This is a genomic window from Rhizobium sp. 16-488-2b, assembly GCF_017741815.1.
Lineage (GTDB): Bacteria > Pseudomonadota > Alphaproteobacteria > Rhizobiales > Rhizobiaceae > Rhizobium.
In genome coordinates this window covers 77,711-102,004 of the sequence record NZ_JAGHMF010000026.1, presented here as the reverse complement: position 1 = coordinate 102,004, position 24,294 = coordinate 77,711, and the positions used below count along the sequence as shown (strand labels likewise).

Annotated in this window: 20 protein-coding genes; 16 read left to right on the top strand and 4 right to left on the bottom strand. The window is 63.6% G+C overall.

Annotated elements, in window-relative coordinates:
- Positions 1 to 396 precede the first annotated feature (396 nt).
- Complete coding sequence (locus tag J5286_RS20900) at positions 397 to 552, top strand: DUF3309 family protein (protein ID WP_081619995.1); 156 nt, start codon at positions 397 to 399, stop codon at positions 550 to 552.
- A gap of 30 nt (positions 553 to 582) precedes the next feature.
- On the top strand, positions 583 to 843 hold the full coding sequence (locus tag J5286_RS20895) for a YMGG-like glycine zipper-containing protein (RefSeq protein WP_018901871.1): 261 nt from the start codon (positions 583 to 585) through the stop codon (positions 841 to 843).
- 150 nt (positions 844 to 993) lie between these two features.
- Here J5286_RS20895 and efp read toward each other — a convergent pair whose 3' ends face one another.
- Positions 994 to 1,563: an elongation factor P gene (efp, locus tag J5286_RS20890; RefSeq protein WP_112982824.1), complete on the bottom strand. Its 570-nt coding sequence runs from the start codon at positions 1,561 to 1,563 to the stop codon at positions 994 to 996.
- Positions 1,564 to 1,714: 151 nt separating this feature from the next.
- On the opposite strand from efp, the gene epmA reads away from it, so the two are divergent.
- The 8 genes from epmA (at position 1,715) to J5286_RS20850 (ending at position 13,299) form a co-directional block, all read left to right on the top strand.
- Complete coding sequence (gene epmA / locus J5286_RS20885; protein ID WP_209191951.1) at positions 1,715 to 2,779, top strand: EF-P lysine aminoacylase EpmA; 1,065 nt, start codon at positions 1,715 to 1,717, stop codon at positions 2,777 to 2,779.
- On the top strand, positions 2,776 to 3,831 hold the full coding sequence (locus J5286_RS20880; protein ID WP_209191950.1) for a lysine-2,3-aminomutase-like protein: 1,056 nt from the start codon (positions 2,776 to 2,778) through the stop codon (positions 3,829 to 3,831). The genes epmA and J5286_RS20880 overlap by 4 nt, the downstream gene beginning before the upstream one ends.
- Positions 3,832 to 4,089: 258 nt before the next feature.
- Complete coding sequence (locus J5286_RS20875; RefSeq protein ID WP_018901875.1) at positions 4,090 to 4,341, top strand: acyl carrier protein; 252 nt, start codon at positions 4,090 to 4,092, stop codon at positions 4,339 to 4,341.
- Positions 4,341 to 5,522 carry an acyl-CoA dehydrogenase family protein gene (locus J5286_RS20870; protein WP_209191949.1) on the top strand — a complete coding sequence of 394 codons (1,182 nt, stop codon included), beginning with the start codon at positions 4,341 to 4,343 and terminating at the stop codon, positions 5,520 to 5,522. The genes J5286_RS20875 and J5286_RS20870 overlap by 1 nt, the downstream gene beginning before the upstream one ends.
- A 5-nt stretch (positions 5,523 to 5,527) precedes the next feature.
- Positions 5,528 to 6,436: an amino acid--[acyl-carrier-protein] ligase gene (locus J5286_RS20865; protein ID WP_112942666.1), complete on the top strand. Its 909-nt coding sequence runs from the start codon at positions 5,528 to 5,530 to the stop codon at positions 6,434 to 6,436.
- An 8-nt stretch (positions 6,437 to 6,444) separates the two neighbouring features.
- Positions 6,445 to 7,407 (top strand): DUF1839 family protein, encoded by a 963-nt coding sequence (locus tag J5286_RS20860; RefSeq protein WP_209191948.1) that lies wholly within the window; start codon positions 6,445 to 6,447, stop codon positions 7,405 to 7,407.
- A gap of 16 nt (positions 7,408 to 7,423) precedes the next feature.
- The gene (locus J5286_RS20855; protein WP_209191947.1) at positions 7,424 to 9,898 is read left to right on the top strand and encodes a glycoside hydrolase family 2 protein; all 2,475 of its coding nucleotides are present in this window, start codon (positions 7,424 to 7,426) and stop codon (positions 9,896 to 9,898) included.
- 89 nt (positions 9,899 to 9,987) lie between these two features.
- Entirely contained in the window at positions 9,988 to 13,299 is a 3,312-nt protein-coding gene (locus J5286_RS20850; RefSeq protein WP_209191946.1) for an alpha/beta fold hydrolase, read from the top strand.
- Between the two features lie 77 nt (positions 13,300 to 13,376).
- On the opposite strand, the gene J5286_RS20845 is transcribed toward J5286_RS20850, so the two are convergent.
- The 3 genes from J5286_RS20845 to J5286_RS20835 all read right to left on the bottom strand — a co-directional run bounded on the left by J5286_RS20845 (position 13,377) and on the right by J5286_RS20835 (position 15,883).
- Entirely contained in the window at positions 13,377 to 14,543 is a 1,167-nt protein-coding gene (locus J5286_RS20845; RefSeq protein ID WP_209191945.1) for a glycosyltransferase family 4 protein, read from the bottom strand.
- Positions 14,544 to 14,683: 140 nt separating this feature from the next.
- Positions 14,684 to 14,920 carry an Lrp/AsnC ligand binding domain-containing protein gene (locus J5286_RS20840; protein ID WP_112425684.1) on the bottom strand — a complete coding sequence of 79 codons (237 nt, stop codon included), beginning with the start codon at positions 14,918 to 14,920 and terminating at the stop codon, positions 14,684 to 14,686.
- A 72-nt stretch (positions 14,921 to 14,992) separates the two neighbouring features.
- Complete coding sequence (locus J5286_RS20835; RefSeq protein ID WP_209191944.1) at positions 14,993 to 15,883, bottom strand: LysR family transcriptional regulator; 891 nt, start codon at positions 15,881 to 15,883, stop codon at positions 14,993 to 14,995.
- A 112-nt stretch (positions 15,884 to 15,995) separates the two neighbouring features.
- Here J5286_RS20835 and hglS point away from each other — a divergent pair, with 112 nt between their 5' ends.
- From hglS to J5286_RS20805, 6 genes are all read left to right on the top strand, one after another.
- Positions 15,996 to 17,405 (top strand): 2-oxoadipate dioxygenase/decarboxylase HglS, encoded by a 1,410-nt coding sequence (gene hglS, locus J5286_RS20830; protein ID WP_245206352.1) that lies wholly within the window; start codon positions 15,996 to 15,998, stop codon positions 17,403 to 17,405.
- A gap of 22 nt (positions 17,406 to 17,427) precedes the next feature.
- Positions 17,428 to 18,711, top strand: coding sequence for an NAD(P)/FAD-dependent oxidoreductase (locus J5286_RS20825; protein WP_209191942.1), 1,284 nt, complete (start codon positions 17,428 to 17,430; stop codon positions 18,709 to 18,711).
- Positions 18,712 to 18,736: 25 nt separating this feature from the next.
- Positions 18,737 to 20,275 carry an L-piperidine-6-carboxylate dehydrogenase gene (gene amaB / locus J5286_RS20820; RefSeq protein ID WP_209191941.1) on the top strand — a complete coding sequence of 513 codons (1,539 nt, stop codon included), beginning with the start codon at positions 18,737 to 18,739 and terminating at the stop codon, positions 20,273 to 20,275.
- A gap of 207 nt (positions 20,276 to 20,482) precedes the next feature.
- On the top strand, positions 20,483 to 21,514 hold the full coding sequence (locus J5286_RS20815) for an iron ABC transporter substrate-binding protein (RefSeq protein ID WP_209191940.1): 1,032 nt from the start codon (positions 20,483 to 20,485) through the stop codon (positions 21,512 to 21,514).
- Between the two features lie 60 nt (positions 21,515 to 21,574).
- Entirely contained in the window at positions 21,575 to 23,236 is a 1,662-nt protein-coding gene (locus J5286_RS20810; protein WP_112533273.1) for an ABC transporter permease, read from the top strand.
- On the top strand, positions 23,233 to 24,270 hold the full coding sequence (locus J5286_RS20805) for an ABC transporter ATP-binding protein (RefSeq protein ID WP_209191939.1): 1,038 nt from the start codon (positions 23,233 to 23,235) through the stop codon (positions 24,268 to 24,270). Before J5286_RS20810 ends, J5286_RS20805 begins: the two co-directional genes overlap by 4 nt.
- Positions 24,271 to 24,294: the final 24 nt, after the last annotated feature.

Genomic DNA, 24,294 nt, shown 5'->3' with positions numbered 1-24,294 from the left:
AGATGCTGAATCGGAAGATTCTCGTTTGGCGTGTGTCGGTGTTTTTGTTCGGCGGATAAGGAACCGGCTCCCAGCCGTGACTTCGGTCCCGCCCGAAATGTAAAAAATCCGTTTCGAAGCAGGCTCGATCAAATCCGGAACAAAGAGCAGACGAATCAGCGACTTTGCCGACTTCCCGGTTTGTTCACGGCAACCTATTGTATTTTATGGAAATTTTAACCATAGGCGCAAATGCGGCCTTCGCCGCTGTGCCTACGCAGCTTCGGCGCGGGTATGCCAGGTGCCGTCGGCTTACCTGCTGAAAAATATTGTCCTCTTGGAAAAATCGGCGGAACCAAAAGCCGGCTTACGTGTTTCTGGCTCATTCAAACTCGAAATGCGCTGAGGTCACGGGATATGCTTGGAACGATACTACTCATTATCCTTATTCTGCTTTTGCTCGGAGCCCTACCGAATTGGGGTTATAGTCGCAGCTGGGGCTATGGACCTTCTGGCGGTTTGGGCTTAGTTCTTGTGATTATTATCATTCTCGTACTCATGGGCCGCATCTAACGCGCGCCAAAAACCCTGGGAGACATAGTTATGATGAAGAAGATTGTACTCATCGGCGCTCTGGTCGGCGCACTCGCATCCTGCACGGCCACGGAACAAGGCACCGCGATCGGCGCCGGCACCGGTGCTGTCATCGGTGGCGCGGTCAGCCACAGCTGGGGTGGTGCGGCCGTTGGCGCCGTTGCCGGTGGTCTCGCCGGCGCACTCATCGGCCAGTCGGTCGAACGCCGCGGCTACTGCGTCTACCGCGACCGCTACGGCCGCCGCTACGAAGCACGTTGCCCGCGCTAATGGCTTTGGCCTGAGCGATCGGGCCCACGGATAAGAAAAGGCGTCGGTTTCCCGGCGCCTTTTTTGTGTCTTGCAGTCGGGGACGACCGCCAAAGAAAAAGGCCGCATCGCGGGGCGATACGGCCTTTGAATCTTCAGTTCGGCGCCGGATTAGTTCTTGGCGCGCTCGACGTAGGAGTTGTCTTCGGTCGCGATGACGACGCGGGTGCCGGCGTCGATATGCGGGGGAACCGAGGTGCGGACGCCGTTGGAGAGCATAGCCGGCTTGTAGGAGGACGATGCCGTCTGGCCCTTGACGACCGGCTCGGTCTCGGTGATCTCAAGCGTCACGTGGCGCGGCAGCTGCAGGGCAAGCGCTACACCTTCATGCATCGACAGGATGCAGACCATGCCTTCCTGCAGGTAAGCCTTCTGGTCGCCCATGGTCTCATTGTCGACGACGACCTGGTCATAGGATTCCGGGTTCATGAAGTGGAAGCCTTCGCCGTCCTCGTAGAGGAACTGGTGGTTGACGTCTTCCACGAAGGCGCGCTCGACCTGTTCGGTCGTGCGCCAGCGCTCGGAGACCTTCACGCCGTCGACGATGCGGCGCATGTCGACCTGGGTGACCGGCGTGCCCTTGCCCGGGTGGAAGTTGTTGGCCGTCAGAACGACGTAGAGCTTGCCGTCCACATCGAGGACGTTGCCCTTGCGGACGGAAGAGGCGATGACCTTGACCATAAGAGTTCCTTGTAACTCGGCTTTTGGCGTCGTAGAGGACTGTCGAAATGGCCCCGGAGACGCAATCAGGTGTTCTTTGGGGGCGCAACTAACCTAAAATCCGGCAAATAGCCAGCCCTTGCGTTGGTTGATCCGGTCAGGACAGCATTCGATGAAACCCTCGATCGCCAAAGCGTCGCCCTGGTGGACGCCCAGTGTGCATGCCGACCGCCGGCCGTTCCTGATCGGACGCAACCGGATTCAGGCGGTTCTGCGCGGCTATTTCGCTCGCGAGGACTTCATCGAGGTGGATACGGCCACGCTGCAGGTGTCGCCTGGAAACGAGGCGCATCTGCATGCGTTTGCCACCGAGGCGCTGACCACGGATGGGCAGGCCGCACCTTTTTATCTGCACACTTCGCCAGAGTTCGCCTGCAAGAAGCTGCTTGCCGCCGGCGAGGAGCGCATCGCCTGCTTCGCGCATGTCTATCGCAACCGCGAGCGCGGGCCGCTGCACCATCCCGAGTTCACCATGCTTGAATGGTATCGCACCGGCGAGAGTTATGAGAGCCTGATGATGGACTGCGTGCGCATCGTAGCGCTTGCGGCCGAGACGATGCAGACGACGATGCTCAGCTATCGCGAGACTAACTGCGATCCCTTCGCCGGGCCGGAGCGCCTGAGCGTCGCCGAGGCGTTCCGCCGTCATGCCGATATCGATCTTCTGGCCTCGGTCAGCGCCGATGGCTCGACCGACCGCGAGCATCTGGCGGCCGAGATGCGGCGCAACGGCATGCGCGTCGCCGGAGACGATCAATGGGCCGATCTTTTCAGTCGCGTGTTGGTGGAGAAGGTCGAGCCGCATCTTGGCATGGGCCGCGTGACCATCCTTGACGAATATCCGGTCTGCGAAGCCGCCCTCGCACGGCCGTCGGCCGGCGATCCGCGTGTGGCCGAGCGCTTCGAGGTCTATGCCTGCGGTGTCGAGCTGGCGAACGGCTTCGGCGAGTTGACCGATCCCGTCGAGCAGCGCCGCCGCTTCGAGATCGAGATGGCGGAGAAAAAGCGGATCTATGGCGAGACCTATCCGATCGACGACGACCTGCTTGACGCGTTGGCGATCATGCCCGACGCCAGCGGCATCGCGCTTGGCTTCGACCGGCTGGTGATGCTGGCAACGGGCGCGCGGCGGATCGATCAGGTGCTGTGGGCGCCGGTTGCGGAGTACGGGCAGTGACGATCACCCGGCCGATCAAGACGGTGGACGAGCTCGCCAATGCCGGGCTCATCGCCGATCGTGACCGCGAAGCGCTGGACGACGTCGCGGCGCGCTATGCGATCGCGATGACGCCTGACATGGCGCGGCTGATCGACCATGACGATCCAGAAGATCCGATCGCGCGCCAGTTCGTGCCCGATGCCGCGGAACTCGTGATGACGCCGGAAGAGCGCGCCGATCCGATCGGCGACCACGCGCACAGCCCCGTCGAGGGCATCGTTCACCGCTATCCCGATCGCGTGCTGCTCAAGGCGGTGCATGTCTGTCCAGTCTACTGCCGCTTCTGCTTCCGTCGCGAGATGGTGGGGCCGCAGGGACTGGGGACGCTCGATCCCGCTGCGATGAAGGCTGCCTTCGATTATATTCGGGGCCATGACGAGATCTGGGAGGTCATCCTCACTGGCGGCGATCCGCTGGTTCTGTCGCCGCGCCGGCTGCGAGATATCCTCGAACAGCTCAAAGATATCGATCACGTCAAGATCGTCCGGTTTCACAGCCGCGTGCCAGTTGTCGACCCCGACAGGATCGACGCGGCGTTGATCGAGGCGTTGAAGGCGAGCGGCAAGACCACCTATGTCGCGCTGCATGCCAACCATCCGCGTGAGCTGACGACCGAGGCGCGCGCCGCCTGCGCCCGGCTTATCGATGCCGGCATCGTCATGGTCAGCCAGTCGGTGCTGCTCAAGGGCGTCAATGACGATCCCGATGTTCTGGCGGAGCTGATGAAGGCCTTCGTCGAGACGCGGGTGAAGCCCTATTATCTGCATCATCCCGATCTGGCGCCCGGCACCAGCCATTTCCGGCTCTCGGTGGAAGAGGGGCAGGCGATCGTCGCTTCATTGCGTGGCCGCATCTCTGGATTGTGTCAGCCGACCTATATTCTGGATATCCCCGGTGGATACGGCAAAGCCGATATCGGCCAAAACTCGATCCGCAGAAACGCGGAGGGTTGCTATTCGGTTTCCGACTACAACGGACAAGAGCATATCTACCCGCCGCGCGGGAGTTAACTGTACCGTTCTTCGTTTCATTTCAGCACTCGGGTTCATTCATGCTCGGGCCAAGCGTCGTTTAAGCTTTTCCTGCAAAGCAATGATCCGATTTGCTTTATCTCTACTGATCAGCCGAAGATGCTAAATTCTTAGCTTTTCATCGTGGCCAGATTTAACCACATGCCTTAGCGGAATATTGGTTTTTCCTCCTTAAAAGCACCTCCATGACAGGGCGATGAGCGCCCGCTCTGGTTATGACAGCTTGGAGATGTGAGGATGAATACGACGATCCGCGAACTGCTTGCGAAATTCGGCAAGCTGCCTGTGGCTATCGACACCGTGGCTGACGATGCCGATCTGTACGCGGCGGGGCTCACCTCCTTCGCATCGGTTCAGCTCATGCTCGGCATCGAGGACGCCTTCGATATCGAATTCCCGGACAATCTCCTCAATCGCAAGTCCTTCGCCAGCATCTCGGCCATCGCCCGGACCGTTGATCTGATCAAGGATAGCCGGAAGGTCGCCTGATGAACTTCCCGGTCAAAATCACGGAAGACAGTTTTGCAGCAAGGGCTGCCCGCGTTGCCGCCATTGCGGCGAAATTCGCGGACGCCGTCGATTTTGAAGGCCGGTTTCCTCAGGAGGCCGTGGATGCAATGAAGGCGGAGCGCCTGCTCAGCATCCAGATTCCCCGCAGCCTCGGTGGCGAAGGCGCCACCACGACCGAGATCGCCGAGCTCTGCTCGATGCTCGGCCAGGCCTGCGCCGCCAGCGCCATGGTTTTCGCCATGCACCACATCAAGCTTTCCAGCCTCGTCGAGCATGGGGCGGATAGCGCGTGGCACGCCGACTTCATGCGCCGCATCGCGGCCGAGCAGCTGCTGATCGGGTCGGCGACGACCGAAGGCGGCATCGGCGGCAATCTGCGCAACAGCATTTGCGCCATCCATGTCGAGGACGGTGTTTGCCGTCTCGAAAAGGATGCGACCGTCATTTCCTACGGGGCGCATGCCGATGCGATCCTGATCACCTCGCGCGCTCATCCTGACGCGGCGCCTTCGGACCAGGTTCTGACAGCGTTTCTGAAAGATCAGTACACGCTCGAAAAGACGCATGTCTGGAATACGCTCGGCATGCGCGGCACCTGCTCCGACGGCTTCTTGTTCAAGGGTGAAGCGCCGGCGAGCCAGATCCTGCCGAAGCCTTTCGCCGAGATCGCGGCGCAGTCGATGCTGGCGTCCTCGCACCTGCTCTGGAGCGGCGTGTGGTATGGCATCGCCATCGACGCATTCTCTCGTGCGCAGGCTTTCGTACGCGCCGCTGCCCGCAAGTCGCCGGGTGCGCCGCCACCTGGCGCGCTGCGTCTCGCCGAAGTGTCGAACCTGTTGCAGATGGTGAAGTCCAACGTCGTCGCCGGCCTCAAGGCCTACGAGGATGCCAAGGCTGATCCCGACAAGCTGTCGTCCATGGCGTTTGCCGTGGCGATGAACAACGTCAAGATCGCATCGTCGGAAACGATCCTCGAGATCGTCAACCACGCGATGCTGATCTGCGGCATCATGGGCTACAAGAACGGTACGCCGTTCAGCCTCGGCCGCCATCTTCGCGATGCGCATTCCGCTCAATTGATGATTTCCAACGACCGCATCCTTGGCAACACGTCGAGCATGCTCCTTGTCCACAAGCAGGACACCAGCCTACTGGGGTAACTCACATGGATATGCAGACCTCCTTTCTGGACCGGCTCTTTGAATCCGGCCTTCTGATCGATATGGGCGTCGACGGCCTCTATGGCCGCAGCGGCCAGTTCGAGGACGTGATCGCCGCCTTCGAGCGCCTGATCGATCGCTTCGGCGGCGCGGACGGCGCGGAAGCGATGCGCTTTCCGCCGGGCATGAACCGCGAAATCTTCGAAAAGAGCGGCTACATGAAGAGCTTCCCGCAGCTGGCCGGCACGGTCCACAGCTTCTGCGGCAACGAGCTCGACCACATGAACCTGTTGCAGTGCATGGAAGTGGGCGACGACTGGACCAAGGGCCAGGAAGCCACGGAGATCGTGCTGACGCCGGCCGCCTGCTATCCGCTCTACCCGACGGTCGCCCGCCGCGGCAACCTGCCGAAGGACGGCGCGCTGTTCGACCTGCAGTCTTACTGCTTCCGCCACGAGCCGTCGCGCGATCCGGCCCGCCAGCAGCTGTTCCGCATGCGCGAATATGTCTGCATGGGTACCGAGCTGCACGTCACCGACTTCCGTCAGAAGTGGATGGATCGCGGCCTTGAGATGATGAAGCTCGTCGGTCTCGACGTCACCATCGACGTCGCCAACGATCCGTTCTTCGGCCGCGCCGGCAAGATGATGGTCAACAACCAGCGTGACCAGAACCTGAAGTTCGAGCTCCTGATCCCGATCACCTCGACGGCCAATCCGACGGCCTGCATGAGCTTCAACTTCCACCAGGATTCCTTCGGCCAGAAGTGGGGCCTGAACCTCGAGGACGGCAGCGTTGCCTTCACGGCCTGCGTCGGCTTCGGCCTGGAACGCATCGCGCTGGCGCTGTTTCATCACCATGGCCTCGACGTCAAGCTGTGGCCGGCCTCCGTGCGCCAGGCGCTCTGGGGCTAAGGGGAACGATGGCATCCGTCTTCCCGGGGATCAGCCCGGACAGCTATTGCCCGCATGCGCTGCATTCCATGGAGCGCATGTGGCCGGAGACCAATTGCTATATCGACCTCTGGATCGAGGTGCTGAGCACGCTTGGGCTCCCGCCCGAGGCGATGCTGGGCTTCACGCTCGGCCAGGATTTCGAGGGCGACCAGTTCACCTTCTTCAAGGTGCCGCTGGAGGATCTCGAAGCACTCTACGGTATCAGGGTCACCGAGCTTGCGATCTTCGACAAGGTCGAGCGGCATGTCGCGACGCAGATCGCGCGCGGCCGTCTCTGCCTGATCGAGATGGACAGCTTCTATATGCCCGACACGCAGGGCACCGCCTACCGGCAGGAGCACGGCAAGACGACGGTTGCGATCAACCGGGTGGATGTCGCGAACAAGCGTGTCGACTATTTCCACAATGGCGGCTTCTTTTCCCTCGAGGGCGAGGATTTCGACGGGCTGTTCCAGCTCGATCTTCGCGACGAGGATCCGCAGTTCCTGCCCTATACCGAGTTCGCCAAGTTCCCCGACGCGCCTGTCGATCCGCAGGCAACGCGGGGCGTTTCGCGCGCGCTGCTGTCTTCGCATTTCGCCCGCCGCCCGCGTGAAAACCCGATCCGTGCCTTCGCATCGGTCTTTCCCGAGCAGGTCGAGGCCGTGGCCGAGCGGCCCTTCGGCTTCTTCCACAAATACGCCTTCAACACGCTGCGCCAGTTTGGCGCCAATTTCGAGCTCATGGCCGATCATCTGGTCTGGCATTCGGAGACCGAATTCGGCGAGGCCGCAGAGCATGCGCGCAAGCTCTCGGAGGCTGCGAAATCCGTGCAGTTTCAGCTGGCACGCGCCGTCACGCGCAAGAAGTTCGCGCCGCTAACGACTGCGCTTGATCCGGCGGCCGATGCGTGGGATTCGATGATGGCTTCGCTCACGAAACGTCTTTGAAGCCGGAGGCCTGATCATGCGTGGGAGACTGGCGAGCATCGCGGCGGAGGAGATCGCGCTCAGCGAGGGATGGAATCTGGTTCTGACGGAACCCGGCGCCTGCGCCAATCCGCACGACCTGCCGCTGTCCGCCCAGTTCATCCCCGCCGAGGTGCCGGGCACGGCCGCCGCCGCGCTGGAAAAAGCAGGGCTGTTCGACCGCGAAAACCCCGTGCCGCTCGACAACAGGGACGCCTGGTATGTTTGCCGCCTGTTCGACGCTGCGCCGGGTGATGCCATTTTGCGCTTCGAGGGGCTGGCGACGCTTTGCCATGTATTCCTGAACGGCCAGGAGATCCTTTCGTCCGAGAGCATGTTCACCATGCATGAGGTGCCGGTGACGCTGTCAGGCGGCGACGAGCTGGCGCTTTGTTTTCGCGCGCTGGCGCCCCGGATTGCCGACAACGGCCCGCGCGCCCGCTGGCGGCCGCAGATGATCACGCCGCAGGGCTTGAAGAATGTCCGCACCACGCTGCTCGGCCGCATGCCCGGCTGGTGCCCTGAAATCCACGCCGCCGGCCCTTGGCGCCCGCTCACGCTGGTGCGCCGCGATGTCGTATCACTGGATGACGTCAGTGTGCGGGCGGTGCTGGAGCCGGATGGTTCAGCCAAGCTCAGCGTGTCGCTCCGCACCGACGCAGAGGCGCCCGAATTGTCGCTGCGTTGCGGCGGCGTCGAGCAGGCGTTCGAAAAGGTCGGCGAGCGGCACTACTCGGCCATTCTGAGGCTGAAGGACGTGGAGCCCTGGTGGCCTCACACGCACGGAACGCCGCGCCTTTACGATTACGCGGTCGTCATCGATGGTGTCGAACATCCGCTGGGCAAGACCGGCTTCAGGAGCGTCGCGGCCGATCGCGGCAAGGATGGCGGCGACTTCGCGCTTCTCATCAATGGCGAGCGGGTGTTTTGCCGCGGCGCGGTGTGGACCACCGCCGATATCGTGAAGCTTCCCGGCGCGCGGGCGGATTATGAGCCGTTCCTGCGGTTGGCGGCCGAGGCGGGCATGAACATGATCCGCATCGGCGGCACCATGGCCTACGAGACGCCGGAGTTCTTCCAGCTTTGCGACGAGCTCGGGCTGATGGTCTGGCAGGACTTCATGTTCGCCAATTTCGACTATCCGAAGAACGATAAGGCCTTTACCGCGCATGTCCACGCGGAGGTCGAGGAGTTCCTGCACGGCGTGCAGGGTTCGCCTTCGCTTACGGTGCTCTGCGGCGGCAGCGAGATCTACCAGCAGGCGGCGATGCTCGGCCTGCCGCCGGAATTCTGGTCCGGCCCGATCACCGACGAGATCATACCGGCGATCGCGGCGCGGCTCTGCCCCGAAATCCCCTACGTCGCCAATTCGCCGTCCGGCGGCGCCATGCCGTTTTCGCCGAATGCCGGCGTGACGCATTATTACGGCGTCGGCGCCTATATGCGGCCGCTTGACGATGCGCGCCGCGCGAACGTGCGCTTCGCGGCTGAAAGCCTTGCCTTCGCCAACGTGCCGCAGCAGAAGACGCTGCAACGACATCTCGATGTTCCACCAGTGCACAGCCCGCTATGGAAATCGCGTGTTTCGCGGGATCGCGGCGCCTCCTGGGATTTCGAGGATGTGCGCGATTTCTATCTCGGCCATCTCTACGACGTCGATCCCGCGCGCCTGCGTCGCGAAAACCGCGATCTTTATCTCGACTTGTCGCGCGCCGTCACCGGCGAGGTGGCGGAAGAGACCTTTGCGGAATGGCGGCGCAGGGGATCGAGCTGCAATGGCGCGCTGGTCTGGACGCTGCAGGACTTGTTGCCCGGCGCCGGCTGGGGCGTGATCGATTCAACCGGTGCGCCGAAGCCGATCTGGTACGCGCTGCGCCGCGCCTTCCGGCCGGTGCAGGTGCTGGTGACCGACGAGGGGACCAATGGCCTCGATGTGCATGTCATCAACGAGACCGAACACAGCCTGCAACTCGATCTCGAGGTCATCTGCTTCAGAAACGGCCGGCAGAATGTGGCAAGCGGCGGACGCATCCTGACGCTTGCGCCACGCAGCGCCGAGACGTTTGCCGCAACCGATCTGTTCGGCGCGTTCTTCGACACCACCTACGCGTTCCGCTTCGGGCCGCCGGCACATGACGTCACGGTGGCGCGCCTCAGGCTTCCCGAGGGTGGCGCGGTGGTGGCCGATGCCTTCCATTTCCCGCAGGGGCGCTCGAGAGCCGTGCACGATGCCGAGATCCAGGTGTCGCTGGTCGAGGATGGCGGCGCGTGGTTTGCGGATCTGGCGACCGACAGGCTGGCGCAGTCGGTGCATTTCAGCGTCGATGGTTTCCGGTCCGACGATGACTGGTTCCATCTGGCGCCGGGGGTCGCCAAGCGCGTTCTCCTGCGGCCGCTCTCCGGGCGAGGAGCGGATGATCGCCCGACCGGCGAGGTGCTGACACCGGGCGGCGCGCGCGCCTTTTCCTTCTAAGTCGCTCGTCGCAAAAGATGAGGCGCAATCAATTTCGAAAGACTTTCTTACTAAAATAGGCCCTTCGAACGGCCTAAAGCGGATACGTTATGTCTAAGGGAATTATCGCGAATTCTGTGATGAACGGGGCGGCGGGAATGCTGCTCCTGGTAACGGGATTCCTGTCTTCCATCATCACCGCTCGGCTGCTCGGGCCAGAGGCGAACGGCATCGTCGCCTTCTCGCTCTGGCTCGTGGTGACAGGCGCGTCGATCGCCGAGCTCGGCTCCAGCATCACCATGTCGAAGACGCTGCCGCAGCTTCAGGCGGAAGGTTTTGACGCGCGCCGGCGGCTGGGTTTCGCCTCGTTGCTCGTCACCGTCATGCTGTGCTCGACGCTGTTGCTGCTCGGCCTCTACGCCCTGTTTTTCCTGACGTCCGAGCAGATGCATTGGGCAAAGACCGCACCCTCGGTCGCCTATGTGACCGGTGCGCTTTTCTTCGTTCAGGCGATCGGATCCTTCGTCAAATTCTACCTTATCGGTGAGCGGCGGCTGACTGATTTCTTCAAGCTCGCCATGGGTGTGTGCCTGTTGCAGCTGATCGGCGTCGGCGCCGGCGCGGTTCTTTATGGGGTCGAGGGTGTGCTGGTCGGCTATCTGTTGGGGCAGATGGTGTTCTTCATCGCCACCATTCCGATCCTGATGACGCCGCGCGACCGCTGCGGGGTGCCGCTGAAATATCTGGCGGCCTCGTCCATCGTACTATCGGCGCAGTTCCTGATCGATTCCATCTTCCTCAACAGGCTGGAGCTCCTGTTCCTGCAGCAGTTCTGGTCGGTCGAGATGGTCGGTTTCTATGCCGTCGGCCTGTCGGTTGCCAATATCGCGCTGCAATTGCCGATCCAGATGACGGGCAGCCTGCTCCCCTATTATTCGGAGCGGCGCCACTCCAGCGACGACCGCACCCTGCCGGTCGAGGTGTTCGCGGCCGTTACCCGCAGCATGGCCTATATCATCCTGCCGATGAGCTTCGGGCTTGCCGCCATATCGAGCGAACTGGTGCGCGCTGTCTTCGGCGAGGCATTCGCGCGCAGCGGAACCGTCGTGGCGCTGCTGGCGCTTGCCGCCCCGTCCTACACTTTCATGCAGACGCTCAGCCTCTATCTGCTCTCGATGGACCGCGCCCGCGACCGGCTGAAGGTCAGCCTCGTCGGCGCTGCCGTGATGACGCTTGGCTGCCTTGCGGTCGTTCCATTCTTCGCCGCCGAGGGTGCCGCGATGGTGCGCATCGGCGTGTTCACGATTATGTGTATTATCATGGTGCGACAGACCGGTTTCGGCTCTCAGCTCTCCGGTTTGTACGTAAATCTGCTCAAGACGCTTGCCGCGTCGGTTCTGTGCGCAATTATAGCCCTTGGAATTTTACACTATATCAATGGTTCTATTGGACTTCTTCTCGCAGTCGTTCTTGGGGGTGCTGGCTATATTGTTGCGCTCAAGCTTTTAAAGGCAATTCCGCGAGAGGATGCCGATGTTATGTTGTCGATCGTTGAAAAATTGCCCGGCTCGGTAGGAAAGTCCGCCCGCAAGGCAGTCGCCTTCATTGCGCCAGCGCGCGCCAAGCTGGCGGAAGAAGAAGAGCCCATCGAGATCACGGTCGAGACCGGTCTTGCCGAAGGCGCCGGCAATCAGGCTGCGCTGCCATTCGCTTTCGATGGTACGATCGGCCTGTTCAAGCCGGAGAACGCAGGCGTTGCCAAGCGCTCCACGGCCGTGCTCTTCGTCAATCCCTGGGGGCTTGAGGAAATGTGCAGCCGGCGGTTCTTCCGCGTGACGGCGGAGCATTTCGCGGGCCTCGGCGTGCCCAGCCTGCGCTTCGATTATCCCGGCGCCGGTGATGCTCTTGATGTCGATGACACTGTCGGCCTGAAGATCTGGGAAGACGCGATCCGCAATGCGGCCGAGCGGTTGAAGCAGCTGAGCGGCTGCAGCCGCATCATCATCGTCGCGCAGGGGCTCGGTGCGGCACTGGCGCAGAGAACCGCGCCATCGATCGAAGGCGTCGATGCCGTCGCCTTGCTCGGTCCCGTCGTCAATGGCCGCGCCTATCTGCGCGAGCTTCGTGCATGGGCGACGTTCATCAATCATCACCTGGGATTGGGCGAAGATGCCATTCCCGAGGGCAAGCACATGATCGCCGGGCTGCAGATGCCCGATGGGATCGCCGCGGAACTGTCGAAGGTCCGCATCGCCGCGCCGGAAACGCTGGCAGCACAGCGCTACCTCATTCTGGAGCGCCCGGAGCGCGCCGACGACACGACGCTCGCCGACAATCTGACCGCGCTCGGCGCGACGGTCGAGCAGCAGACGTTCAAGGGCTACGACAGGCTGATCTCCGACCCGGTCTTCTCGCGCACGCCGATGGAGGTCGTCGAGACGCTGGCGCAATGGGTGGACGAGCAAACGTCGGTCGATCCGGCCGCTGCGCCCTCCGCCTCCGCTGTCGATACGCAGTCGCTCGCAGGCGACGGCTTCGAGGAAGTGCCGGTCCGTTTCGGCGCGTTCAATCATCTGGTCGGCGTCGTGACGCGCCCGGTCGGTCGGCCGCGCGGCAACAGCGTGGTGTTTCTGTCGACCGCCTACGACCGCCAGTCCGGCTGGGGTCGCGCGGTCACCGACATGGCCCGGGGGCTTGCCCGCGAGGGCGTCGCCTCGATCCGCTTCGATTCCGCCAATGTCGGCGACAGCCCGCCGCGTCCCGACGCACCGGATCAGATCCTCTATTCCGCCACCCAGAACGCCGATGCGCAGGCCGCACTCGATCTGCTCGAGGGCATGGTTCCCGGACCGCTGATGGTTGCCGGGCGCTGCAGCGGCGGCTATGTCGCCATCCGCTCGGCTGTCGACGATGTTCGAGTGAAGGCCGCTGTTTCGATCAATCCCTTCGTCTACTATTGGGATCCGAACCAGCCGGTCGAGCGCAAGCATGTCGTATCGGTGCCGCGCAGCTTCGAGGATTACGGCCAGCGGCTTTCCAGCTTCGCAACGGTCAAGCGCCTGCTGAAGGGCGATATCGACGTGCTGGCGGCGACGCGCAATGTCATCATCGCCTTTTCACGCCGCATGTCGGTGCGCATCGCGCCGCTGCTCGAATATCTGCCGAGCCGCCGGCACACTGCGAGCGAAGTGAAGAAGTCCTTCGTCACCGTCGGCAAGCGCAAGGTGCCGCTGACGTTGATCTATAGCGAAGGCGATGTCGGCCTGGAGCACATGTACTTCCACTTCGGCCCCGGCGGCCGCAAGTTCGAGCGCCATCCGAACGTCCGGCTGGTGATGCTGCCGGATGCCGATCACAATCTGACCCCACCGGAATCGCGCCGGACGGTGTTTGCCGAGATCGCGCGGCTGGCGAAGGCCTGAGCGGGCACAGGCGTGCGCCTGCCCGTTTTGGGTCGGGTAGATTTTTCAAATTGTCGAGGTAACAGCGCCGACTTTTATTAGCCGGCGATGAGCTCCTTGTAGACGCCGATGTACCGTTCCGCGACGACGTCCCAGGAATAGGCCGAGGCATCGGAGAGCAGGGCGGCCCGCACCGCGGGGCCTTCGGCTTTCAGGCGCTTGTAGACCGTTTCCAGCGCGAGGGCTGCGGCGGCCGTATCGGCGAAGTCCGCGAGCAGAATGTCCTTGTGACGCTCGCCGAGAGCTTTATAGGCTTCGTTGGTGTTGAGCACCGGCAGCAGACCGGCGCTCATGGCTTCCAGCGCCACCAGCCCGAAGCCCTCATAGGATGAGGCCGAGGCGAAGATCGAGGCGTCGGCGATGATGCGGCCGACGGCGGCGTTGTCGGCGTCGACATGGATGGTGACGGCGTCGTTCAGCTTCAGCCGGTCGATCTGGGCCATCAGGTCCTGTCGGGTCAGGTCGGATTCGACGCCGGCGATATCGAGATGCCAATCCGGATTACACACCCTCAGCACCGCCAGTGCGTCGATCAGCCTGTCGAGGCGCTTGTTGACCGAGAACCGGCCGATCGTGACGATCCGGCGCTTAGGCGCACGGGATGCGCGGTCGGCGAACTTGCCGATGTCGGCGCCGTTTTCGATGAGAATGCTGCGGCTCGGCGCGATCTTTTCGAACTGTGCGAGATCCGACATGCTGCAGCCGATGACCCGCTTATAGGCCATGGCCGAGACGCGAGTGATGGTCTGAAACCAGACCTTCTTGATGGTCGCGAATTTCGTCGTGTGGAAGAAGCCGCCATGGGTGGTGACCACCATCGGCTTGCGATGCAGGAAGCGGCCCCAGGCAAGCGCATCGAAGAAGAAGTCGATCGCGTGCACATGGATCAGGTCTGCGTCGCCGAGATGGCGGAAGACCTCAGGCGCGAGCGGATAGCGCGTGCTGCCGGACCAGGGGATGCGGACGATGTCGATGCCATCGATGGTCTCACGCGAGGGAAGCTTCTTGTCGCGGGCGGTAAACAGACTGTCGAGCGTGACGACGCGGACGCGGTAGCCGCGCTTGAGTGTCTCGCGCGAGAGGTTGGCGATCACGTCCTCGAGGCCGCCGCGATTGGGCAGGAATTGGCGGATGACGTGAACGATCAGCGGCGCGCTGGCGGCGACCGGTTCGACGTCATGGGAATAGAGTTCGGCGGCGGACATGTGTCGTTCCTTCGGCCGCGATGAACAGGTCACGGCTTTCATCGATGCCACATGGCAACGGGCTGCGTTAAGGCGGCGTTAAATGTCCGCGGCTTCGGGGATTTGCTTTGGCGAAGAGTTAACCGACCGTCACTACGGGCTTAAAATGCCCGGAAGGTCAGCGTCGTCAGCGAGCGGACAATGCCGGGAATGCTGGCGATCTGATCGTTAACGAATTTACCGATGTCCTCGCCTTCCTGGATATAGACTTTGAGAAGCAGGTCGTAATCGCCGCTGGTCGAATAGAGCTCCGAGACGCGTTCGGTCTTGTAGATGGCGTCGGCGACCTCGTAGGTCTTGCCGGGGGCGCATTGGAGCTGGACGAAGATCGGCTTCATGGGAATTTCCTGCATCGAATTCTGTTGCCGCGCATAATGCGCGAAACGACGGGTGGGGCGCAAGCGGTTCCGTCAACCGGCGGCTTCGCGGACGATCCAGTCGCGGAAGGCTGCGAGCGGGGCGTAGTCGGCGCGTTCGGCGGGAAAGGCCAGATAGTAGCGTTCCTTGCTCTCCATCTCGCGATTGACCGATGCCACGAGATCGCCGCGCTTCAGCTCGTCCTGGATGAGGAAGGCCGGCAACAATGCCACGCCGAGGCCGGCGATCGCCGCCTGGGCTGCAGTCGCGAACTGGTCGAAGAGCATGCCGTGGACGGCCTGCGGCGGCACTTCGTTGTCGGCGAACCATTGTTCCCAGGCATCTGGGCGGGTGGTCAGATGCAGCAGCGGGACGTCGACGAGGTCGGATGGCTGGCTGATGCCGTAGCGGTCGCGGAAATCGGGGCTGCAGGCGGGCACGGTCTTTTCCGACATCAGGAAGGTCAGCTCCGCGCCCGGCCAGAGCGGATGGCCGAAATGAATGGCGGCGTCGATCGAATCGAGCCGAAAATCAAAGGAGGAGAGGCGGGTGACGAGGTTGATGGTAACGCCCGGATTGGCGGCGAGGAAGCGGCCGAGGCGCGGCGCCAGCCAACGGGTGCCGAAGGTCGGCAATATGGCCAGGTTGAGCGTGCCGCCGTGCGGATTGGCGCGCAGGTTCAAGGAGGCGCTGGAGATGCGCCGCAGCGCCTCGCGGATCTCGCGGGCATAGCCGTCGCCGGCAAGCGTCAGGCGCACCGTCTGGCGCTCGCGAATGAAGAGCTCGACGCCGAGCTGCTCCTCCAGCGTCTTGATCTGGCGGCTGACGGCGCTTTGCGTCAGGTCGAGTTCCTTGGCGGCGGCCGTGACACTGCCGGTGCGCGATACCGCCTCGAAGGCGGAAAGCAGCGCGGTGGAGGGTAGAAAACGCCTTGACGTCAGCATGGGTCATTCCATTTCAGAATGAGCTATTTCCGAAATGTCGATATTTATGGCTTTCGGGCGCTTGTAAATAGCTGCACTAATCATAATCGGAATGAACGTGGGGATTTCTATCATGGCAGGCTTCGTTTCCACAGACCGCATCCGTTCGCTGTTCACCGAAGCGATGTCGCGGATGTATCGCGCCGAGGTGCCGCAATACGGAACGCTGCTGGAACTGGTTTCCGACGTCAATGCCGAGGTGCTGGCCAAGGACAATGCGCTGCGCGAGCGCCTGACGCGGGCCGGCGAGCTGGAGCGCATCGATGTCGAGCGCCACGGCGCCATCCGTCTCGGCACTCCCGAAGAGCTTTTCACCATCCGCCGCCTCTTCGCGGTCATGGGCATGCAATCGGTCGGCTATTACGATCTCTCGGTGGCCGGCGTGCCTGTTCATTCCACCTGCTTCCGCCCGGTCGACCAGGCCGCCCTCAGCGTCAATCCGTTCCGGGTCTTCACCTCGCTGCTCAGGCTCGAGCTGATCGAGGATGAAGCTCTGCGCGCCGAGGCCGCCGATATCCTGTCGAAGCGCCGCATCTATACCGAGCGCGCCATCCAGCTGATCGAGCGTCATGAAGAGGCCGGCGGGCTGACGGAAGCGGAAGGGCAGGAGTTCGTCGCCGAGGCGCTGGAGACCTTCCGCTGGCATGGCGAGGCGACCGTGACCGCCGAGACCTACAAGCGCCTGCACGACGCGCACCGGCTGATCGCCGACGTCGTCTCCTTCAAGGGGCCGCATATCAACCACCTGACCCCGCGCACGCTGGATATCGACGCCGTGCAGGCCCGCATGCCGGAGCGCGGCATCACGCCGAAGGCCGTCATCGAAGGGCCGCCGCGCCGGGCTTGCGACATCCTGCTGCGCCAGACCAGCTTCAAGGCGCTGGAAGAGGCGATCGCCTTTGCCGGGGAGGCCGGTGCCACGAAGGGTACGCATACGGCCCGCTTCGGCGAGATCGAGCAGCGCGGCGTGGCGCTGACGGCGAAGGGCCGCGCGCTCTACGACCGGCTGCTGGCCTCGGTTCGCGGCGAGGTGCAGGTCGGTGCGGGCGGCGCCAAGGCCGGCGATTACGACAGCGAGCTTGCCGAGCGGTTCCGCGAACTGCCGGATAGCTGGGCGGCGCTTCGGGCCGAGCAGCTGGCCTTCTTCCACTATTCCGCGACGCCCAAGGGTATTGCCGCCGCCGTCGATGGCGCGCTGCCTGACGATGCCGAGGCGCTGATCGAGCTGGGTTATCTCACCTTCGATCCCATCGTCTACGAGGACTTCCTGCCCGTCAGTGCCGCAGGGATCTTCCAGTCGAACCTCGGCACGGACCAGCAGCAGAATTACGCGACCCGGTCCAACCGCTCGGCCTTCGAGGAGGCGCTCGGCGCGACCGTCACGGATGAGCTTGACCTCTACGCGGAACGTCAGGCACGCTCGCTGGAGGCGGCGATCGATCTGCTCGGGCTTTCCGGCCTGCGCCTGAGCAACGTTGCCTGATATCCGCGAACGGAGCTCTCCGATGCTGAATGATCCGCGCTCCCACGGCCTCTGGGAAAAGACCGCGCCGCAGCCGCCGGCAACGGTGCCGCTTTCGGGCGCGGTGACCGCCGATATCGTCGTGGTCGGCGGCGGCTATACCGGGCTGTCGTCCAGCCTGCATCTGGCGGAAGCCGGCAAGTCGGTGGTGCTGCTCGAGGCCAACGAGGTTGGTTTCGGCGGCGCGGGGCGCAATGTCGGGCTGATCAATGCCGGCATGTGGGTGATGCCCGACGATCTTCCCGGCGTTCTCGGCCCCGTCTATGGCGAGCGCCTGCTCGACCTGCTCGGCAATGCGCCGAAGCTGGTGATGGAGCTGATCGACAAGCACAAGATCGCCTGCGAGCTCGAGCGCAACGGCACGCTGCATGTGGCCGTCGGCGCCGATGGCCTCAAGGAAATCACCGATCGCGCCAGCCAGTGGGCGGCGCGCGGTGCCAATGTCAGATTGCTCGACGCCGCCGAGACGGCGCGGCGGGTGGGCAGCCACGCCTATACCGGATCGCTGCTCGACATGCGCGCCGGCACGCTGCAGCCGCTCGCCTATGCGCGCGGCCTCGCGCACGCCGCCGTCAAGGCCGGCGTTGCGCTGCATACGTCGAGCCCCGTCATCGCCACCGAGAGAAACGGCAAGCGCTGGACGGTGAAGACGTCGAAGGGTTCGGTCACTGCCGACTGGATCATCGTTTCGACGGATGCCTACAGCACCGGCCCCTGGGAGCAGGTGCGCATCGAGCAGGTGCATCTGCCCTATTTCAACCTGGCGACCCGGCCACTCGGTGACAATCTGCGCAAATCGATCCTGGCTGGCCGCGAGGGCGTCTGGGACACCAAGGAAATTCTCTCCTCCTACCGCATGGACCAGGCCGGCCGGTTGGTGTTCGGCAGCGTGGGCGCGCTGCGCAACACAGGGCTTTCCGTCCACAAGGGCTGGGCGCGACGCGCGCTGAAGAAGCTCTTCCCGCAGCTTGGCGATGTCGAGTTCGAATGCGAGTGGTACGGCAAGATCGGCATGACCGACAATGCGCTGCCACGCTTTCACAAGTTCGCCGACAACGTCGTCGGCTTTTCCGGCTATAATGGCCGGGGGATCGCGCCGGGAACGGTGTTCGGCCGCACGCTTGCCCGCCATATTCTGGGCGAGATGAGCGAGGCCGACTTGCCGCTGCCGCTGACTGATCCCGCCGAGCCGCGCTTCCGCGCCGCCAAGGAATTATGGTACGAAGCCGGCGCCCAGGTCGCCCACTTCGCCGATGCCCGCTTCTAAGAACAATAAGGTTGGAACCACGACAATGACCATCGAAACGCTCGATCTCGCCACCGAAACCAAGACCCTGCTTGCCAAGCTCGGCGTCAGCGCCGACCGCTTCACCGGCGGCACGCTGCGGGTGACGTCGCCCGTGACAGGCAAGGAAATCGGCGCGCTGAAGGAAGTGTCGGTCGCCGACGCCAAGACCGCGATCGATAACGCCCACAAAGCGTTTCTCGAATGGCGCGCCGTTCCGGCGCCTAAGCGCGGCGAGCTCGTGCGCCTGCTCGGCGAGGAGCTGCGCGCGGCCAAGGCCGAGCTCGGCCGGCTGGTGTCGATCGAGGTCGGCAAGATCACCTCCGAAGGTCTCGGCGAAGTGCAGGAAATGATCGACATCTGCGATTTCGCCGTCGGCCTTTCGCGCCAGCTCTACGGCCTGACGATCGCCACCGAGCGTTCCGAGCACCGGATGATGGAAAGCTGGCACCCGCTCGGCGTCGTCGGCATCATCTCGGCCTTCAATTTCCCCGTCGCCGTATGGTCGTGGAATGCGGCGCTGGCGCTGGTCTGCGGCAATTCCACCGTCTGGAAGCCGTCCGAAAAGACACCGTTGACCGCACTTGCCACGCAGGCGCTGTTCGAAAAGGCGCTGAAACGCTTTGTCGCCGAAGGCGGCACGGCGCCGGCCAATCTCTCGACGCTTCTGATCGGCGGCCGCGATGTCGGCGAGGCGCTGGTCGATCATCCGAAGGTGCCGCTGGTGTCGGCCACCGGCTCCACTGCCATGGGCCGCGCCGTCGGTCCGCGCCTGTCGCAGCGCTTTGCCCGCGCCATCCTCGAACTCGGCGGCAACAACGCCGCGATCATCTGCCCGACGGCCGATCTCGACCTGACGCTCCGCGGCGTGGCCTTCTCGGCCATGGGCACCGCCGGCCAGCGCTGCACCACGCTGCGCCGTCTGTTCGTGCATGAGAGCGTCTACGACGCGCTGGTTCCGCGCCTGCAGAAGGCCTACGGCTCCGTCAGCATCGGCAATCCTCTGGAAGCGGGCACGCTGGTCGGTCCGCTGATCGACAGCCAAGCTTACAGAAACATGCAGTCGGCGCTGGAGCAGGCGAAGGCCGCAGGCGGCAAGGTTACCGGTGGCGAGCGTGTCGAAAACGGTGCCTCCGACGCCTTTTACGTGCGCCCGGCGCTGGTCGAAATGCCCGCGCAGACGGGTCCGGTCGAGAACGAGACCTTCGCGCCGATCCTCTACGTCATGAAGTACAGCGATTTCGACGCGGTGCTCGAAGACCACAATGCCGTGCCGCAGGGCCTGTCGTCGTCGATCTTCACCAATGACATGCGCGAGGCCGAAACCTTCGTCTCGGCGCGCGGTTCGGATTGCGGCATCGCCAACGTCAATCTCGGCCCATCGGGCGCCGAGATCGGCGGCGCGTTCGGCGGCGAGAAGGAAACCGGCGGCGGCCGCGAATCCGGCTCCGACGCATGGCGCGCCTACATGCGCCGTACCACCAACACGATCAACTACGGCAAGACGCTGCCATTGGCGCAGGGCGTGAAGTTCGACGTCGAATAAGCGTCTGAGGACTGCGATGATTAAGGGGCGGGAGCGCGATGGCGTTGCCGCCCTTTTTGCTGCCGGCTAGAATCATTCTAAGTATTTTCCAATTATTTCAAGCCTTTGTGATGGCCTACGGGTCGCCTAAACTTGAAATCGGGTGCCAAGGAAAATATACCGCTGCAATATCATGGATATCGCAGATGACATGCCATGGAGGGCATCATGACCGTCTCCCTTAATCGCCTCTCGCAGGCCGCAGCGCTCGGCGCCATGCTTCTTGCCGCGACATCGCTCGCTTCGGGCGCCAAGGCGCAGGAAGATGAGTCCGAGGGGATCGTCGTCTACAACGCCCAGCATCAGAGCCTCGGCATGGAGTGGGTGGATGCCTTCACCAAGGAAACCGGCATCAAGGTGACGATGCGCCAGGGAAGCGACATGCAGTTCGCCAACCAGATCATCCAGGAAGACGAGGCGTCGCCCGCCGACGTGTTCCTCACCGAGAATTCGCCGGCGATGACGCTGGTCGATGCCGCCGGGCTGTTCGCGCCGATCGACAAGGCAACGCTCGACCAGCTTCCGGAAGAGTTTCGCCCGAAGGACGGCATGTGGGCGGGCATCGCGGCGCGCTCGACGGTGTTTGCCTACGACAAGACCAAGCTCACCGAGGACAAACTGCCGAAGTCGATGATGGATCTCGCCGATCCGGCCTGGAAAGGCCGCTGGGGTGCCGCCCCCGTCGGCGCCGATTTCCAGGCGATCGTCAGCGCGCTGCTGCAGCTGAAGGGCGAGGAAGCGACGGCGGCATGGCTGAAGGCGCTGAAGGAAAACGCCACCTCCTACAAGAGCAACACGGTTGCCATGAAGGCGGTCAACGCGGGCGAGGTCGATGGCGCGATCATCTATCATTACTACTGGTTCGGCGATCAGGCGGCGACAGCTGAAAACAGCAAGAACGTCGCGCTTCACTACTTCAAGAACCAGGATCCGGGCGCCTTCGTCAGCCTGTCGGGCGGCGGTATCCTGAAGTCGAGCCAGCATCAGAAGGAGGCGCAGGCGTTCCTGAAGTTCATCACCGGCAAGACCGGCCAGGCGATCCTGAAGAACGGCACCTCCTATGAATACGCCGTCGGCAAGGGTGCCGCCTCCAACGACAAGCTCGTGCCGATGGCCGAGCTGCAGGCGCCCGTTGTCGATGCCTCGCAGCTCAACAGCAAGAAGGTGGTCGAGATGATCACCGAGGCGGGGTTGATCTAGGGTCTGCAGCGCGGCGGTCGGGGCAAAACTGTTGCTTTTGCCTCAAGAAAACTTTAGGCCATGACGATACACGGCAACCGTCTTTCAAAGACGGTTGCCTTCCTTTTTCAGCGTGTCAAAGGCGCGGCCTTGCTGCAGGACAACAGATTGCTTGCTTCCGATATGCCAACGGCGCGGCCAGCGGCAGGACTGGCGCGACCGCGCCGGGGCATGCCTTATGCGCCCGTCGTGCTTTTCGCTGCAATCGTCGCGCTGTTCAGCCTCGTTCCCCTCGGCTTCATCGGCTGGATTACGGTGGATGTCGGCTGGGAAACGGTGAAGCAGCTGGTGTTTCGCCCGCGCGTCGGCGATCTCCTCGTCAACACCGTCGCCCTCGAAGTCATCACAGTGCCGCTGTCGATCGTGCTGGCGGTAACGCTTGCCTGGATCACCGAGCGCACCGATGTCCCCTTCGCGCGGCTCTGGGCCTGGTTGGCCGTGGCGCCGCTCGCCGTGCCTGCCTTCGTGCACTCCTACGCCTGGGTCAGTCTGGTGCCGGGCATGCGCGGGCTGCAGAGCGGCGTCTTCGTTTCGGTGCTCGCCTATTACCCGTTCCTCTACCTGCCCGTCGCGGCGGCCCTTCGCCGGCTCGATCCGGCGATCGAGGATGCGGCTGCCTCGCTCGGGCTTGGACCCTGGGCGGTGTTCTTCCGCACCATCCTGCCGCAGCTTCGGCTCGCCATCTGCGGCGGCTCTCTGCTGATCGCGCTGCACCTGCTGTCGGAATATGGGTTGTTCGTGATGATCCGCTTCGACACGTTTGCGACCGCGATCGTTGACCAGTTCCAGTCCGCCTATAACAGCCCGGCCGCCAATATGCTCGGTGGCGTGCTGGTCGCCTGCTGCCTGCTCCTGCTCGCCATCGAGGTCCTGGTGCGCGGCAATGAGCGCTATGCCCGTGTCGGCTCAGGCTCGGCGCGCCCGGCCGATCGCCGCCGTCTCGGCTGGTTCGCTGTGCCGGCGGTGCTTCTGCCCGTCATCGTCGCGGCGCTGACGCTCGGCGTTCCCTTCGTCACGCTGGTGCGCTGGCTCTATCTCGGCGGCGCTGGCATCTGGCGGGTCGACGTGGGCAATGCCTTCGTGCAGTCGATCGTGCTGGCGCTTGCCGGCGGTATTCTGGCGACGATCGCCGCCGCGCCCATGGCGTGGCTGTCCGTGCGCGCGCCGGGCCGCGTGCAGCGAGTGCTCGAAGCCTGCCACTATTATGTCGGCTCGCTGCCTGGCGTGGTCGTGGCGCTGGCGCTGGTGACGATCACCGTGCGTCTTGTGCTGCCGCTCTACCAGACATTCGCGACGCTGCTGCTCGCCTATATCCTGCTCTTCCTGCCGCGCGCCATGGTCGGCCTTCGTGCCAGCATCGCGCAGGCGCCGGTGGAGCTGGAGCGCGCCGCGATGGCACTTGGGCGCACGCCGGGCCAGGCGGTGCGGCAGATCACCATGCGGCTTGCAGCGCCGGGTGCGGCGGCCAGCATCGCGCTGGTGGCGCTCGGGATCACCAACGAGCTGACAGCGACGCTGATGCTCTCGCCCAACGGCGTCGAGACGCTGGCCACGAAATTCTGGTCGCTCACCAGCGAGATCGATTACGTCGCCGCCGCGCCTTACGCCTTCATGATGGTCGTGCTCTCACTGCCGCTGACCCTTCTTCTCCATGCTCAATCGAAACGGACTGCCGGACAATGACGCTGCTTACGATAGACGGTGCCAGCAAGCGTTACGGTCAGGTACAGGCGCTCGATAACATCTCGCTTGAGGTGACGGCAGGCAGCCGCACCGCCGTGGTCGGCCCGTCCGGTTCCGGCAAGACGACGCTGCTTCGCATTATCGCCGGCTTCGAGCAGCCGGATCAGGGGCGCGTCACGCTTGATGGCGAATTGCTGGCCGACGGGCCGGCGGCGGTGCCGGCGCACAAGCGCGGCATCGGTATCGTCTCGCAGGAAGGCGCGCTGTTTCCGCATCTCGACGTCGCCGGCAATATCGGCTTCGGTATTGCCCGCGGCGCTGATAACCGCGACAAGCGGGTGTTGGACCTGCTCGATATGGTCGAGCTCGATCGCGGCATGCTGACGCGCCGCCCACACCAGCTTTCCGGCGGCCAGCAGCAGCGCGTGGCGCTGGCGCGCGCGCTCGGCCGCGAGCCACGCCTGATGCTGCTCGACGAGCCCTTCTCGGCACTCGACACGGGCCTGCGCGAAAACATGCGCAAGGCGGTGGCCCGCGTGCTGCAGGCGGCCGGCATCACCAGCATTCTCGTCACCCACGATCAAGCCGAGGCGCTCTCCTATGCCGATCAGGTGGCCGTTCTGCGCGATGGCAAGCTTGTGCAGGCCGGATCACCGCAATCGCTCTATCTTGCGCCGCGCGATCGCGAGACGGCGCTGTTTCTCGGCGACGCCGTGATGCTGCCGGCGATCATCCGCGACGGCCATGCCGATTGTGCGCTCGGTCACGTCGCCGTCGACAGCCAGCATCAGGGCAAGGTCGAGATCATGCTCCGGCCCGAACAGATCCGCGTCGTCACCGACAGCAGCGAGCAGCCTTATGGTGGGCGTGTCGTCGAGGTGGATTTCGGCGGCGCGACCTGCACGGTTGCTGTCTCGCTCGACGGCGTGGCGCTGCCGCCGATCCTCATCAAGACCTCCAGCGTGGCGCTGCCTTCCCGCGGCGACCGGGTGCGGCTCGAGATCGCCGGCAAGGCGCATGTTTTCGTGCGCTGAGGGGTGCCCTCGGCGCTTGCCCAT

Excerpts from the sequence above, each read along its gene's own strand:
- epmA (WP_209191951.1), top strand. The coding sequence starts at position 1,715 with ATGAAACCCTCGATCGCCAAAGCGTCGCCCTGGTGGACGCCCAGTGTG.
- J5286_RS20840 (WP_112425684.1), bottom strand. The coding sequence starts at position 14,920 with ATGAAGCCGATCTTCGTCCAGCTCCAATGCGCCCCCGGCAAGACCTAC.
- J5286_RS20870 (WP_209191949.1), top strand. The coding sequence starts at position 4,341 with ATGAACTTCCCGGTCAAAATCACGGAAGACAGTTTTGCAGCAAGGGCT.
- J5286_RS20850 (WP_209191946.1), top strand. The coding sequence starts at position 9,988 with ATGTCTAAGGGAATTATCGCGAATTCTGTGATGAACGGGGCGGCGGGA.
- J5286_RS20875 (WP_018901875.1), top strand. The coding sequence starts at position 4,090 with ATGAATACGACGATCCGCGAACTGCTTGCGAAATTCGGCAAGCTGCCT.
- J5286_RS20825 (WP_209191942.1), top strand. The coding sequence starts at position 17,428 with ATGCTGAATGATCCGCGCTCCCACGGCCTCTGGGAAAAGACCGCGCCG.
- J5286_RS20855 (WP_209191947.1), top strand. The coding sequence starts at position 7,424 with ATGCGTGGGAGACTGGCGAGCATCGCGGCGGAGGAGATCGCGCTCAGC.
- J5286_RS20805 (WP_209191939.1), top strand. The coding sequence starts at position 23,233 with ATGACGCTGCTTACGATAGACGGTGCCAGCAAGCGTTACGGTCAGGTA.
- J5286_RS20860 (WP_209191948.1), top strand. The coding sequence starts at position 6,445 with ATGGCATCCGTCTTCCCGGGGATCAGCCCGGACAGCTATTGCCCGCAT.
- amaB (WP_209191941.1), top strand. The coding sequence starts at position 18,737 with ATGACCATCGAAACGCTCGATCTCGCCACCGAAACCAAGACCCTGCTT.
- J5286_RS20845 (WP_209191945.1), bottom strand. The coding sequence starts at position 14,543 with ATGTCCGCCGCCGAACTCTATTCCCATGACGTCGAACCGGTCGCCGCC.
- J5286_RS20815 (WP_209191940.1), top strand. The coding sequence starts at position 20,483 with ATGACCGTCTCCCTTAATCGCCTCTCGCAGGCCGCAGCGCTCGGCGCC.
- J5286_RS20835 (WP_209191944.1), bottom strand. The coding sequence starts at position 15,883 with ATGCTGACGTCAAGGCGTTTTCTACCCTCCACCGCGCTGCTTTCCGCC.
- hglS (WP_245206352.1), top strand. The coding sequence starts at position 15,996 with ATGGCAGGCTTCGTTTCCACAGACCGCATCCGTTCGCTGTTCACCGAA.
- J5286_RS20865 (WP_112942666.1), top strand. The coding sequence starts at position 5,528 with ATGGATATGCAGACCTCCTTTCTGGACCGGCTCTTTGAATCCGGCCTT.
- J5286_RS20895 (WP_018901871.1), top strand. The coding sequence starts at position 583 with ATGATGAAGAAGATTGTACTCATCGGCGCTCTGGTCGGCGCACTCGCA.
- J5286_RS20900 (WP_081619995.1), top strand. The coding sequence starts at position 397 with ATGCTTGGAACGATACTACTCATTATCCTTATTCTGCTTTTGCTCGGA.
- J5286_RS20810 (WP_112533273.1), top strand. The coding sequence starts at position 21,575 with ATGACGATACACGGCAACCGTCTTTCAAAGACGGTTGCCTTCCTTTTT.
- efp (WP_112982824.1), bottom strand. The coding sequence starts at position 1,563 with ATGGTCAAGGTCATCGCCTCTTCCGTCCGCAAGGGCAACGTCCTCGAT.